General features: G+C 41.6%; 15 protein-coding genes and 1 tRNA gene. 15 read left to right on the top strand and 1 reads right to left on the bottom strand.

Annotated features, from left to right (window positions below):
* The first annotated feature begins 4 nt into the window (after positions 1-4).
* From PHG22_02560 to PHG22_02530, 7 genes are all read left to right on the top strand, one after another.
* Positions 5-469: a hypothetical protein gene (locus tag PHG22_02560; GenBank protein MDD5490653.1), complete on the top strand. Its 465-nt coding sequence runs from the start codon at positions 5-7 to the stop codon at positions 467-469.
* A 50-nt stretch (positions 470-519) separates the two neighbouring features.
* Positions 520-1,272 (top strand): prolipoprotein diacylglyceryl transferase, encoded by a 753-nt coding sequence (locus PHG22_02555; protein ID MDD5490652.1) that lies wholly within the window; start codon positions 520-522, stop codon positions 1,270-1,272.
* Between the two features lie 70 nt (positions 1,273-1,342).
* Complete coding sequence (locus tag PHG22_02550) at positions 1,343-2,599, top strand: PKD domain-containing protein (protein MDD5490651.1); 1,257 nt, start codon at positions 1,343-1,345, stop codon at positions 2,597-2,599.
* 117 nt (positions 2,600-2,716) lie between these two features.
* Complete coding sequence (locus PHG22_02545) at positions 2,717-3,472, top strand: thioredoxin domain-containing protein (GenBank protein ID MDD5490650.1); 756 nt, start codon at positions 2,717-2,719, stop codon at positions 3,470-3,472.
* Between the two features lie 101 nt (positions 3,473-3,573).
* A tRNA-Ser gene (locus tag PHG22_02540) sits at positions 3,574-3,661 on the top strand.
* Positions 3,662-3,764: 103 nt separating this feature from the next.
* The gene (locus PHG22_02535; protein ID MDD5490649.1) at positions 3,765-4,937 is read left to right on the top strand and encodes an SAM-dependent methyltransferase; all 1,173 of its coding nucleotides are present in this window, start codon (positions 3,765-3,767) and stop codon (positions 4,935-4,937) included.
* Positions 4,918-5,679, top strand: a complete 762-nt coding sequence (locus tag PHG22_02530) for a R.Pab1 family restriction endonuclease (protein ID MDD5490648.1) — start codon at positions 4,918-4,920, stop codon at positions 5,677-5,679. Before PHG22_02535 ends, PHG22_02530 begins: the two co-directional genes overlap by 20 nt.
* 119 nt (positions 5,680-5,798) lie before the next feature.
* Here PHG22_02530 and PHG22_02525 read toward each other — a convergent pair whose 3' ends face one another.
* Positions 5,799-5,984 carry a DUF1508 domain-containing protein gene (locus PHG22_02525; protein MDD5490647.1) on the bottom strand — a complete coding sequence of 62 codons (186 nt, stop codon included), beginning with the start codon at positions 5,982-5,984 and terminating at the stop codon, positions 5,799-5,801.
* A gap of 405 nt (positions 5,985-6,389) precedes the next feature.
* Between PHG22_02525 and PHG22_02520 the strand changes: the two genes are divergently transcribed.
* From PHG22_02520 to dnaG, 8 genes are all read left to right on the top strand, one after another.
* Positions 6,390-7,286, top strand: a complete 897-nt coding sequence (locus tag PHG22_02520; protein MDD5490646.1) for a carotenoid biosynthesis protein — start codon at positions 6,390-6,392, stop codon at positions 7,284-7,286.
* Positions 7,287-7,366: 80 nt separating this feature from the next.
* Positions 7,367-8,338: a lipocalin family protein gene (locus PHG22_02515; protein ID MDD5490645.1), complete on the top strand. Its 972-nt coding sequence runs from the start codon at positions 7,367-7,369 to the stop codon at positions 8,336-8,338.
* A gap of 232 nt (positions 8,339-8,570) precedes the next feature.
* Positions 8,571-9,170, top strand: coding sequence for a CYTH domain-containing protein (locus PHG22_02510; protein MDD5490644.1), 600 nt, complete (start codon positions 8,571-8,573; stop codon positions 9,168-9,170).
* Complete coding sequence (locus PHG22_02505; protein ID MDD5490643.1) at positions 9,171-10,127, top strand: radical SAM protein; 957 nt, start codon at positions 9,171-9,173, stop codon at positions 10,125-10,127.
* A gap of 46 nt (positions 10,128-10,173) precedes the next feature.
* Positions 10,174-10,788 (top strand): protein-L-isoaspartate O-methyltransferase, encoded by a 615-nt coding sequence (locus PHG22_02500; protein MDD5490642.1) that lies wholly within the window; start codon positions 10,174-10,176, stop codon positions 10,786-10,788.
* A gap of 19 nt (positions 10,789-10,807) precedes the next feature.
* Positions 10,808-11,353 carry a cache domain-containing protein gene (locus PHG22_02495; protein MDD5490641.1) on the top strand — a complete coding sequence of 182 codons (546 nt, stop codon included), beginning with the start codon at positions 10,808-10,810 and terminating at the stop codon, positions 11,351-11,353.
* Between the two features lie 166 nt (positions 11,354-11,519).
* Positions 11,520-11,843 carry a MazG nucleotide pyrophosphohydrolase domain-containing protein gene (locus tag PHG22_02490; protein MDD5490640.1) on the top strand — a complete coding sequence of 108 codons (324 nt, stop codon included), beginning with the start codon at positions 11,520-11,522 and terminating at the stop codon, positions 11,841-11,843.
* A gap of 302 nt (positions 11,844-12,145) precedes the next feature.
* On the top strand, positions 12,146-13,942 hold the full coding sequence (dnaG, locus tag PHG22_02485; GenBank protein ID MDD5490639.1) for a DNA primase: 1,797 nt from the start codon (positions 12,146-12,148) through the stop codon (positions 13,940-13,942).
* The last annotated feature ends 14 nt before the right edge of the window (positions 13,943-13,956 follow it).

Raw genomic sequence — 13,956 nt, 5'->3', positions numbered from 1 at the left:
TTTTATGGAAACCCTAAGTCAGACATTTTTCATTATAAAAATTGTCGCCGGCATAATCGGCGCGATTGTGTTTATTCTTTTTTGCTATCTCGCTTATAAAAACATCCAAAGGTATTTTAACCGTTTGCGTTTTGGCCGCGAGGGACTTAGCCACGAGAAAATCGCGGCGCGGTGGAAAGAAATAGAAACGCTAGCCGGGCAAATGGGGGAAATGAGCGCCAAAATTGCGGTAATGGAAGCGGATAAGCTTTTGGACGATGTTTTTAGAATGCTTTATCTTCCCGGGAGCACTATGGGAGAGCGGTTAAAATTCGCTTCCTATAAATATCCCAAAATAAAAGATGTCTGGTTTGCTCATAAGATTCGCAATCAGCTGGCGCACGAGTCCTCATTTCACTTAGATCATCGCACCGCGGACAGGGCGTTAAAAGAATTTAGAAAGGCGTTAGAAGTTCTCGGCGCTCTTTAACTCTTATCACTATCAGCTATCAACAATAAGCGGTAAGCCGTTTGCCATCTATGCTTCCTTACATAAAAATTACTACGATAAATTTTTGGCCGGTAGAAATACAATTTTGGGGTTTGCTGGCGGCGCTGGGAATTGTTATCGCCGGATTTGGCGCGTACCGAGAGGCCAAGAGTAAATCATTGTCTTTGAAAAAATTTTGGGATTTATTTTTTTGGGTAGTGGTCGCCGCTTTAATCGGCGGCAGAATTTTCCATATCGTTTTTTACGAATGGGGTTATTACAGTAAAAACCTCTGGGATATTTTAAAAATTTGGCAGGGAGGGATGTCACTTTTCGGCGGCTTAGCCGGCGCTTTCGCCGTCGCCATTATTTTTATCCGCCGTCACAATTTGAATTTTTGGGAATGGGCGGATATTTTTATTTTTTTTCTGCCGCTTGGTCTTTTTTTCGGTCGGATTGGCTGTTTCTTTATTCATGACCACCCGGGTATTTTAACCGATTCATTTTTGGGGGTGGCGTATCCCGTCGGCGCGCGCTATGATTTGGGGCTCATCTTGGCGCTTAGCAATCTGATTTTATTTTTATTTTTTTTGTTTTTGCGGAGGCGTGAACGTTCCCGGGGTTTTTATCTTTCGGTATTTTTTATTTGGTTCGGCGCGGTGCGATTTTTATCGGATTTTTTGCGGGCTTGGGATTTACCCGGGAGCGATTTCCGTTGGCATTATCTCACTCCCGCGCAGTATTTGAGCCTAGTGATGATTTTTCTCGGCCTGTATTTCTTTTACAAAAGGAAGAAATTATAAAAACTTTTCCAAATTTTGTGATTTTACGCTCCTTTTGTGGTATAATAAAATGGTAATAAATTATAAAATTATGAAATCAAACATTAAACTTTTTAAAAGTTTTAGTTTGTTTTTAGGTCTTGGCTTGCTAATCTCGGGATGTCTATTTTTTTCGGGTGTTCTTTCGGCCGCCGATTATACTTACGACGTCGGCCTTAACAGTCCCGATATATTTTTTTCAAAAAAGGAGATAATTTCCGGAGAGTCGATTCGTTTATACGCCGTTATTCATAATTACGGGGCGGAGGATGTTTCGGGTTATGTGACTTTTTATGCCGGCGACAAACTTATCGGCGATTCGCAGGTAGTATCAGTCAGGGCCGAAGGTTTAAGCGATGAAGTTTACGTGGACTGGGTGGTGCCTACCGGCAAATTCAATATCCGTGCCACTATCCAAGGTCAGGCCCCTCGCGATGAAAATTCGAGCAACGACACGGCCATTTCCGGATTATTTGAACCGTTGCTAGATACCGACGGCGATGGAATCTCCGATACCAGCGATAATTGTCCCACGGTTGGCAATGCCAATCAGGCGGATAATGACCATGACGGTTTGGGTGATGCCTGCGATGCCGATGATGATAATGACGGAGTGCCGGATAATCAGGAGGGCGGGGGAGGCACAAGTCCGACTAATCCCGACAGCGACGGCGATGGTTTGAATGATAATGTGGACCCGTATCCTTTGGACCCCAATAATCGTCCGCCTTCTCCGCCGACTCTTCCCGTTTCACCGCCGGCAGATAATACTCCTATTCCGCCACCGGCTTTAACCGAAGAAGAATCGGAAGATGCCGGCAATGAAAATGCGGCGTCCGCGGCCGGGAATGAAGGTGGCGCGGAGAATATCAGTGGCGAAGAATCGGCAACCTCGGGTGAGCTTCATCCTTTGGAGAATTTTTCTTTGGCCGAAGCTGATATCAGCGTAAAGGAAATAAACTGGCGCACTTTTGAATTTTCTCCCTACTTGAATATCGGCGAGGCGGAAGAAATGGGTTATGAATGGAATTTTGGTGACGGAAAAGTTTCCACGGAAAAGATTGCCAGACACTCATTTCCGGGACACGGCGATTACACTGTGACTTTGACAGTTGCTGATTCTGAAGGAAGAACGGCGACGAGTAAAATAGAGGTAAGTGTCAGTTTTTTCAATTTTGCCAATTGGAAACTGTGGGTCATTTTGGCGGTACTGCTGGCGTTGGCCGCCGCCGGAGCGGGGTTTGTTTTCTTGGATAACAGGAAAGTAAAAAATATCTGGAATAATATCAAATTGTTTTTCAAAAAATAACGACTCGACGGGCCTTGACCCGTTAGTCGCGACTGACGGGTCTTGACAAATCTTTTTAAAGTGTTAGAATAAAAAGAACTAATTATTCTTTATAATAATTAATAAACTATTAAAAATATGTCAGAAGATAAAAAAGATTTTTTTGAAGGGTCTGGGCCGAAACACAGTTTTCTCTTGGGCCTTTTTATCGGCATTGCCGCGATTTCCTTTATCGCTTTTGTAGCGGTTTTGGTTTTTATGTGGAATAGCGGGGTTAAGGCCTCGCCAGCCGATTCTTCGGCAGATTCTGACAAAGTAGCCGCGGCCGATGATAATCAGGCTCCGACTGCTCCTCCGAGCGAAGAAGAAGAGGTTCAAAATGCTCCGGTTCCGGAAGTTTCCGCCGCTGACCATATTCAAGGTCCGGCCAACGCCAAGGTGACGGTTATCACTTATGACGATTTTGAATGCCCTTTCTGCGGGCGTTTTCAGCAGTCGCTCATCAAGGCGCGCGAGGAATATAAAGACAGAGTTCGTTTCGTTTTCCGCCATTTCCCGCTGTCTTTTCATGAGCATGCTCAAAAGTCAGCCGAGGCCTCGGAATGCGCCGCGGAGCAGGGAAAATTTTGGGAGTATGCCGATGGCTTATTCGCTAAGCAAGACACTTTGGGCGACACGCTCTATACCCAGTTAGTCAGTGATTTAAAACTTGATGCCAAAAAATTTAATGATTGTTTGGCCGTCGGGAAATACACCCAAAAGGTTAATGACCAGATGGAAGCCGGCGCCACCGCTGGCGTAAAGGGCACTCCGGCGAGCTTCATCAATGGTGAGCTGGTTTCCGGCGCGGTTCCGTATGAAACGTTAAAATCCATAATTGACAGTAAGCTATAAGGTTTGACTAATTTTAAATAAGATATTAAAATAAGGATAAGTTTTACACTTATCCTTATTTATTTTTTACGTTTGGTTTTAGGATATTTTAGTATTTTTTTGGAGAGGTCGCATAGTGGTCGAGTGCGCTCGCTTGGAAAGCGAGTATGCCGCAAGGTATCGAGGGTTCAAATCCCTCCCTCTCCGCCAAGTTTCAGAATTAGGATTTTTGACGCTTGAAAGCCGGTATCCACCAAAGATGCCGGTTTTTCTAAAACTTATCAATATTAGAAAAAGCTGGTATAATAAAACCATGAATAGGAATCAAAAACATCTAAATTATATAGACACTGTCAATCTCGGCTCTTATTATACGCCGGAGATTATTGTTGATTTGGCTTATTCTATTTTGCAGAAAAATATTACCAACATTAAAGACTTTACAATTTTGGATTCGTCATGTGGTTATGGCTCATTTTTAGCAAAAAATGGTATTGCAAAGAGATTAGTTGGTGTTGATGTTGATAAAAAAGCTATCGCCGAAGCAAAAAAAAGGATCGGTAATGTAGATTTCATCTGTCAAAATTCTCTCTTAAATGTTAGCCGTAAGAATTTAATTATCAAAAACGAAGAAAAACTTATAGCTATAGGCAATCCACCATACAATGATACTACATCTATAATTCGTAATTCCATAAAAGATGTTTCTGTTCAAGATAAAATTGATTCTGATATAAAAACCAGGGACCTAGGGATGTCATTTTTGCTTTCTTACGATAAACTTCAGGCGGATTATGTTTGCGTCTTACACCCCTTGTCTTATTTGATTAAGAAAGCCAATTTTGCCTTACTCTCAAAATTTTCCCAAAACTATAAATTAATTGACGGAGTAATCATAAGCAGTCATGAATTTTCTGATACTTCTCGCGGAATGGCTTTCCCAATCTTGATAGCTCTTTACAAAAAAGACCAAAATGGAATGACCTACAATTATATTCAAGATTATCAATTTAAAGTAAAAGACGATGGGCTTTTTCGCTTAAGAGATTTTGATACTATAGTTAACTATGTTCAAAAGTATCCCAATAAAAAATGTTTAAATAAAAATGATAGGCCAGTCGCAAAATTTTGGACCTTAAGAGATATAAACGCCCTAAAGCGAAATCGAACTTTTATCGATTCGGATACCTATAACACAGTGTATGTATTAATGGAAAAGCTTCCTTATTATTGTTATATTGACGTCTTCAAGCAATACACAGACAAAATGCCATATTTTATTGGGAACTGCGATGTGATAATTGATAATAAAAAATTTAATGAAATAAAAGAATGCTTTATTGCTCAGAGTATTCACACAAATCCAATTTTAAAAAGTAAATTTAAATTTAGAGAAATTCCTGACGCTAAACTAAAAATAGATAACTATTTTAGAGAATTGTTAGGAAATAAATTTGGGAAAAAATATGCCACAAATTTTAATTAAAAAACACGAACACACAATAGAAATACCAATTTTATTGACCGCCGTTAGTGGAAAGATTCGCATTAAAAATCGATCAATCTTGAATGAATATGGAACGCCGGTTGCGGTTAAACGTGACGGATTTGCTTTAAGTAATTACGTTGAATGGCAAATCGGCTATGATGTGGTTAAAAAGGAAACGGAAAAGCTCGCAGAATCATCGCTACCTGAAACCGAGTTTATTGGGGCAAATGGAAAGGTCAAAGCGCTTTATGAATTATCAGAATATATTTGGTATTTCTATAAATGGAATGTTATCGCCAGAGAAGAATTGGAAAGTGTTATTACTTATCTTAATTCAATACAAGATCATGATTTGATCGATAATAATTCTGAGTTACAAATTGATCGTAGTCATCCGATTGGAAAAATTATAAATGGATTTGATTTTGAATATACTCAGGTTAAATACCCTCTTTTAATTTACAAATTTAATGGATACGAAATAATTACCGAAATAAAAATTACCGAAAAACAATACGCAGTCGGTACGCAACCGATGCTGTATTTGTGTTTTCCAATCACGGAATTAAAAACAAAAAATAATTTAATCGGACGATGTGCTGAAACAAAAGAAACTGCCTATTTTGAAATCTCAGGAAACAACATCAAAGTATTTTTGGAAATGCTAAAAATGTTCGGCATTCTGTCCAAGAGCCATAGACATGATATTTTGCAAATTATAAATACGATCTTAGTATAATCCAATCGACTCTAAAGCCCTCCAAGTGGGAGTTTGTAGAAAATTATATAAAAGGTTGTTATATTCCAAATATCTTAAACAAAAACTCCCTGAAAAGCTGACGGGAAAAGCTCAATCAACTAATTTGTGGAGTCCACAATATCAGCCGAGTAAGCAATTTGCTTTACGCGATGAGCAGAGTTAATAGCGACTTGCTTTGAGGAATAACCCTCACTAGCAGCGACCTTCTCGCCGTTTAAAGCTTGAAGGTACCACCGATAATAACCAACTCGATCTTTGTAAATCACAAATCTTGGATTGACCATAGATTTACTCCGTTACTTTTGATTAATTAATAGGGGGTCGACCTTTACGCTTACTCCCCACCCTAAAAACTAAAAGTTCCTAGGGAGGAGAGGTAAAGGCGGCTTAACCTAATAATCACAAAAAGGTCCCAGAGGTATCCCGCCAGCTTTTCAAGGAGCTAGTGACTATAATTTACGCCTTTTTTATTTTTTGGTCAATATTACAAAACAGCATAATCCACTCATTTTTACCACTGTTAGACTCTGGAAGAGGCGTCTCAAACCATTCTGGATGAATTTTGAGTATCACTTTTAATTTCTGTATACTTCTTTCAATATCTGCTAATCTAAACCACTTTCTTGGTTCTAACTTGCGGGCATCGTGCCCGCCAATTTTCTCTAACGAATTAAAATAAAGGGAATAATATGAACATAATTATTACTTTGATAGAACTCGGCACTTATATTTTAACCGCGATCATTTTTATTCACGCTTGGAAAAAGAAACCTTATTATGCCTTTGTGATATTGGCCGCAATAATTTTTGGTTTTTTGGCGGAATATTCCGCGGTAAGCAAAATCCCGCAGCCATATTATTATCCTCATGCTTTGATTGCTCTGCCTGGCCCGGTGCCGCTTAATATCTGTCTGGGGTGGGGGATTATTATCTACGCCGCCATGCTAACGGCTATTAAATTGAAAGTAAAATGGTGGTTGCGTCCGCTGGCTGCGGGTTTTTTAGCGGTGATTATTGATTTTGCGGAAGACCCCCCGTATGTCAAAATGGATTTATGGCAGTGGACCCCGCCGCATCCCGAAGCCTGGTTTGGAATTCCGTGGAGCAATTACGTGGGCTGGTTTCTCATCGTTGTTATATTCCTTTTTATTCTTGAATTACTCACCCGTTTTTTCCCAACCGGCCGCCATACTTGGCGCGACGCGATAATCTCCCTTTTCGCCGTTATCCCCTCATTTGCTCTTTTTATGGCATCCATACTGGGTTATTTTTGGCTGATTGGTTTGGGGTTTAGCTGGCTCAATGAAGCGCTTTTAACTATGATGATTTTTATAATCTGCGCCATACCCATAATTCGCGCCATACCAAAAATGGACAAATTTAATAAAATAGATTGGGTAATCTTAGCGGTTCCCTTATACATATTTTTTTGGGCGCTCGTTGGTTTTTTCACAACCAAACTCTATTTAGAAAATCAGGCGTTAGTCATCGTCATACCACTTGTTATTATCATCGGCTTACTTGGTTATTTGTGGCCGAGTCTTGATCGTTTGTTAATAAAAAATAATTTAAATAAAGGAGGTTAGGTATGTTCAAAACTTTTTTTAAAAAAGTATTTATAAGTTGCTGGCTGCCCTGGTTATTATTAATTTCATTAACCGCGTATATGTTGTTTGCGCCGGTCAGAGGAATAATCGGCCCGGTTGAACTTCCGCAAGACGACTCGTTTTTACCCGAGGAAGATGTCCAGTGGTGGTATTGGACTGGGCATTTACAAACTGAAGAAGGCAAAAAATTCGGTTTTGAGATATGTTTTTTTACCTTTGATTCGCTTTTTGTTTTTAAAGACCAGCTAATCCAGGCGGCCATTACCGATGTTGATGATAATTCATTTCATTTTAAAGAATATGTCAGGACTTTCAGTCTGCCGGAGGAATTACCCAGCAAGTTTGATTTGAGCTCCGGGAAAGGTAATAAAGTAACGGCCAGCGGCAGCGGTGGATACGATACTCTTCATAGCGAAGTTGATGGTTATGTTCTTGATTTAAAACTTGAACCAACTAAATCAGATGTCGTTCATTATGAAGGCGGGCCTCACGTATACCGTTCCGGAGGATTTACTTATTATTACTCGCGCGTAGGCATGGAAACCGCGGGAACAATATCCGTTAACGGCAAAACTTATAATGTGACAGGCACAAGCTGGTTTGACAGGCAGTACGGAGAACTTTATCAGGCAATTCAGAAAGGGTGGCAGTGGTTTGCTATTGAACTAGATGATAATCGGCAAATTATGCTTTACGATATTAACGGCGCGAAGGACCGTATAGAAAGCTACGTATCTATTACTGACGCAACCGGTGAAACAAAAGACCTTCACCAGAATGATTTTACAGTAACTATACTTGACCATTGGAAAAGTCCGCACACGGGCATTCTTTATCCGAGCGGCTGGAAATTAAATGTCGCCGGAGAAGAATGGATTGTTGAGCCCATGGTTAAGGACCAGGAATTAAGAGCCCAGCATCACTTCTGGGTTGGGCCTGATTATTGGGAAGGTGCTTGTACAGTAAAGGATTCTAGTGGCAAAAACATTGGCAAGGCCTACGTTGAATTAAACGGATTCAAGAAAAAATAATAAATTTGTTATTGTTCACGGAGATAAGGGCTATAATACCCCCTTGACTTTAATTGCCGATTCCGGTAGATTACGTAAGACAACCAAAAAACTAAAATATGGAAAAGAGGTTTTAATAAGGATTGTATCTTAATGGTGTAATCCTTATTTTTTCTAAAGAAGAATTTATTGCCGGAAATAGAAATTTAGTTATGGTATTGGTTTGTCCTGAGGATTTAAGGATTGCGTTTTTATGATAGAAATAGAAAAGAAATTTATTTTAAGCGAGGAAGATGAAAAGCGGCTTTTGGAAGGCGCGGAGTTTTTGGGTGAAAAAATTTTAGATGATGCCTATTTTGATACACCTGATTATTTTTTAACCACTCGTGACATCTGGCTGCGTTCCCGCAACGGGCGTTGGGAATTAAAATTGCCGTTGGGTAAAAGAGATAGTCAAAAGAGTATTGATAAATATCGGGAAATAGAAACCGAAGGGGCCATTCGCGAAGCGCTTGGTCTGGAGACAAGGGAATCCTTAGGCGAGGGTTTAGCCGCGCTCGGCTACGCGCCGTTTTGCGAGTGCCGGACAATTCGTCGCAAATATAAAAACGGCGATTTTACCATTGATTTAAATTCCGTCCAGTTCGCGGACTTTATTTATACCATCGCGGAGATTGAACTTTTAGTCGGCGAAGAATCTGCCGCCGCCGCGGCCACGGAAAAAATTATACGGTTTGCCGCGGAGAAAAAATTAAAAATTGCCGAAGTGCGGGGCAAGGTTTTAGAATATCTCTGGCGTAAAAAACCGGAACATTACGCGGCTTTGGTCAAAGCGGGAATAATCAGTGCCTAAATGAAAATTGATTTACAAGAATTAAAACAGAGGGCGGAGCTGGCTAAAAAACATTTAAGCGCTTGCGATTTGTGCCCGCGGAAATGCGGCGTCAATCGTTGGGCGGGGGAAACGGGTTTTTGCCGCGCGGGAGCGGAAATGGAAATCGCTTACATCGGACTGCACCGCGGCGAAGAGCCCCCGCTTTCCGGCAGTCGCGGGTCCGGCGCTATTTTTTTCTCACATTGCAATCTCCGTTGCCCCTATTGTCAGAATTGGCAGATTAGCCATAAAGACCAAGCCGAAACGGGAGATAAAGAATTTATGTCCGCGAAGGATTTAGCAGAAAAAATTTTATTACTTCAAAAACAAGGAGCTCATAATATCAATTTTGTTTCACCCGCGCATTACATTCCGCAAATACTGGAGAGTTTGGTTTGTGCGGTTGAGTGCGGTTTTAATTTACCCATCGTTTACAACACCAACGGCTATGATAATTTGGATTCATTAAAACTTTTGGCCGGCGTCGTAGATATTTATTTGCCGGATATAAAATACAGCGATAATGCCGTTGCCGGAAAGTACTCGCGGGCGTATAATTACGTTGAAGCCAATCGCGCGGCCATTACGGAAATGTATCGGCAGGTCGGTGATTTGAAGCTTGATAAAAATGGCATCGCTAAAAAAGGTCTTATTGTCCGCCATCTGGTTCTGCCGGAAGATTTGGCGGGCAGTTCCGCGAGTTTAAATTTTCTCGCGGGCTTATCGCCTCAAATATATCTAAGTTTAATGGCGCAGTATTCGCCCTGCCATCGCGCCGGCGAATATCCGGAGCTAAATCGCCGGATAAATTCCGCGGAGTACGAAAAAGTAAAAAATGAAACCGAACAATTGGGTTTTAAAAATGGCTGGGCGCAGGATTTGGAAAGCAGCGAGGTCTTTAAGCCGGATTTTACCAAAAGTGAACCGTTTAAATAATAATCGTTTTTAGATATTTAAAACTTTGATGAAGTGACTTATTTTTATGTCTTCCCTTGAAACTTTGATTGAACATTTGTCAGCCAAAGGAGTTTTAAGGTCAGAAGCTCTTAAAGAAACTTTGCGTAAAGTTGACCGAAAAAATTTTGTTCCGGCAGATAAACAAAACCTTGCTTATAGCGACGAGGCCTTGTCCTTGGCCGAAGGGCAAACTATTTCCCAGCCGACGACCGTGGTGTTTATGTTGGAGAAATTGGAGATAAGCTCCGGGCAGAAAGTTTTGGATATTGGCGCGGGTAGCGGGTGGGTTAGCTGTCTTTTGGGGGAGCTGACGGGAGAAAAAGGGAAAGTTTATGCTTACGAAATAAATAAAACCGTAGGGAAGATGGGAGAGCAGAATGTTAAGAAAAGCGGATTGAAAAATGTTCATTATTTTATAACTGATGCGGCCACGTCTTGGGAGAAAAATGCTCCCTATGACCGGATTCATAGCGGCGCCGCTTTTGGCGAGATTCCCGAAGACCTGAAAGAAGCTCTTAATATCGGGGGAATTTTAGTGGCCCCGACGAGCGACGGGTATATAAGAAAAATCAGCCGCGTCAGCAAGAATAAATTTAGAGAGGAAAAATTTTTTGGTTTTGTTTTTGTGCCGTTTATTTAATAAATTTTAAAATAACACTATGGCCAAAATAGTGACAGCGGTGGTTTTAACCGCTTTAATCGTTGGAGGGATTTTGGGATATATGTTGGCGCAGAATTGCGCCAAGACCCGGGAACTTCTCGCTCTCGCGGAAAAACAAAGCGCCGACGCGTTTATCAAGGGGCAGGTGGAAACGGCAGTCAGTATGCTCCAAGCCCTTTCCGACCAGCAAAAAGCCGGTGAGATTTCCGTAGCCAAGGCGCAGGAGCTGGGAGCGAATTTGCTCCGCGAATTGCGCTATGGGCAGGACGGATATTTTTGGGCGGATACCAAAGACGGCGTGAATGTGGTTTTATACGGCAACAAAGACGTGGAGGGCAAGAACAGATATGAGGCCAACGCCAACGGCGTTTATTACGTGAAAGAAATCATTAAAAACGGGATGCAGGCCGGCGGCGGGTTCACAGATTATTTTTACACCAAAATGGGCGGGGAGGAAATGCTCGCCAAAAGAACTTACAGTTTGTATTTTGAACCGTTTGATTGGGTGGTCGGCACCGGCTATTATTTGGAAGATGTAAAGTAGAAGATATTCGCAAAAGGGCGTTCCGGCAAGGGCGCCCTTTTGTTATTGCTATATTAAGAAAAATTTGGTAAGCTGGGGGTGAATAAATAAGCTATTTTCATGCCTAAGCAGAGTTAAAAAACAGGTTTAATTGGTTTACTGTGCTTATCAAATAACTAATTAAATTATGGATTTCCAAGAATTATTAAAATTTATTGATATTGAAGATGAGCGGTTGAAAAAGAAATACGGCGAAGAAATGGACAAAGAAAAAAGAATTCTCGCCAGAACCGTAAAACTCGCCGAAGAGTTGGGCGAGCTAAGCGAGGCGGTGCTTTCTTATAATTCCTTGCAAAGAAAAGATAAACTGGATAATTACAAAAAAGAGGAATTAGAAACCGAATTTGCCGATGTCATCATCACCACTTTGCTTTTAGCCAAGTTAATGGACGTTGATATAGCCAAGGCGCTGGAGGAGAAGATGGAAAAAATTAACAAAAGATACGAATAGACCATTAAATTATTTAAAATAAACGACATGGTATGAAAAAGTTTAATAAAATTTTTTTTCTCATTATTTTTGTAGAAGTAATTGCTATTGTTATTTTATATTTTGTTCCTACTAAATGTGGTAGCGAATGCACTGAACCCAGTTTATTAAATCCGTTAGGAATAGAGGATGGGATGTGTACTTTGATGTGTGTAATTTATCAGCCAGGTTCTCCGTTTTATTTAAGCGTAGATATACTGATATTAACAATTATTGTTTATTTTTTAGTTTATTTGGGCAGGAAATTATTAAAACACTAATCCATGTCCGACATTGAAGATATTAAAAATCGGTTGGATATCGTGGAGGTAGTCCGCGAATATGTCCAACTCAAACAGGCGGGGAGCAATTGGAAGGCGTGTTGCCCGTTTCATAACGAGAAGACGCCGTCTTTTATGGTCAGCAAAGACAAGCAGATTTGGCATTGTTTCGGTTGCGCCGAAGGCGGCGATGTTTTTAAATTCATTCAAAAAATTGAAGGCGTGGAATTCCCCGAAGCCCTGCGCCTGCTGGCGGAAAAAGCCGGAGTGAAACTCACCAGATATAATCCAGAAGTGAGCGATAAAAAATCCAAATTGGTGGAAGTCGCCGAAGCCGCTTCGCGTTTTTTCCACGCCGTCCTGCTTAATTCCGACGCGGGGAAAATCGCCCGCGATTATCTGGCTAAGCGCCAGGTGAGCGCGGAGATGATTGAACAATTTCGTCTGGGTTATGCGCCGGACAATTGGGATAGTTTAGGGAAAGCTTTACTCAAAAAAGGTTTTAGCGAGGAAGAAATTTTTTTAGCCGGGCTCACGGTCAAAAAAGACCCGTCCGCTTCGCTGCGCACCGGAAAGAATTTCGGATTTTACGACCGCTTCCGCGGGCGGCTGATGTTTCCGATTTGGGATGCCAATAATAACGTCGTCGGTTTCACGGGACGCATTCTCGGGCCGGAGAAAGAAGGCGTGGGCAAATACGTCAATACTCCGGAAACCATGTTATATAACAAGAGCCGGGTGATTTACGGACTTAATTTTGCCAAACAAGAAATCAGGAAAAATGATTTAGCGATTCTCGTGGAAGGCAATATGGATGTCATTGCTTCTCATGACGGGGGAGTGGCCAATGCCGTTGCTTCCTCGGGCACGGCTTTGACCGTGGAGCAAATCAAACTTTTAAAACGTTACACTAATAATCTGGCGCTGGCTTTTGACAGCGACCCGGCGGGCGAAGGCGCGGCCGAACGCGGCATTGATTTGGCCTTGGCCGAAGGGTTAAATATAAAAGTCATCACTTTGCCGGCAGGGTTCAAAGACCCGGACGAACTGGTGCGGTCAAAACCGGCTGGCGCGGAGCAGTGGCGCGAGGCGATTAAAAATTCCGAATCCATCATGGAATATTATTTCCAAAAAACTTTTAAAAAATACGACAAATCCAAAGTGGAGGGCAAAAAGAAAATCGCCGAGATACTGCTGGCTAAAATCGTTAAAATTCCCAATCAGGTGGAGCAGACGCATTGGCTCCAAAGATTAGCCGAACTGCTAAGCGTCCCGGAAAATATCCTTCGTTCCAGCTTCCCCAAAACCAAGACAGTCGGCAAGCCGATAGTGGACGCCAAGGCCTTTCTTTCCATAGACAAGAACGCGCTTTTGGGAGAGGAGCTTTTGGGCTTAACCCTGCGCCATAGCCGTTTTTTGCCCAAAGTGGTAAAAGTGATTTTGCCGGAGATGTTTAACAATCCACAGCTTAGGGATATTTACAAAGAGATGGTGTCCTATTATAATAAATACACGGGTTTTGACCTGGATGATTTCCGCAAAAACTTGGCGGAACAGGACGATTTTATTGAACGTTTGCTCCTTTTAGCCGATAAAGATTTTTCCGATGCGGAAAGCGGCAAAGTGGAAGCCGAGCTGGAACTTCTTTTAAAACATTGTCGGATGAACTATCTGGCCAATTTAAAAAAGGCCACAGCGGAAGAGATAAAGCTGGCGGAGAAGGGGGGAGACGCGGCCAAGATGAGCGAACTGACGGAAGAACTTCAAAGATTGAACGAAGAATGGAGAAAAATTAATTGATTTTTAATATAGAC

Source organism: Patescibacteria group bacterium (assembly GCA_028716045.1).
In the GTDB taxonomy this organism is placed as follows: Bacteria; Patescibacteriota; Patescibacteriia; order JAQUQO01; family JAQUQO01; genus JAQUQO01.
This window is presented reverse-complemented; position numbering and strand designations above follow the sequence as displayed.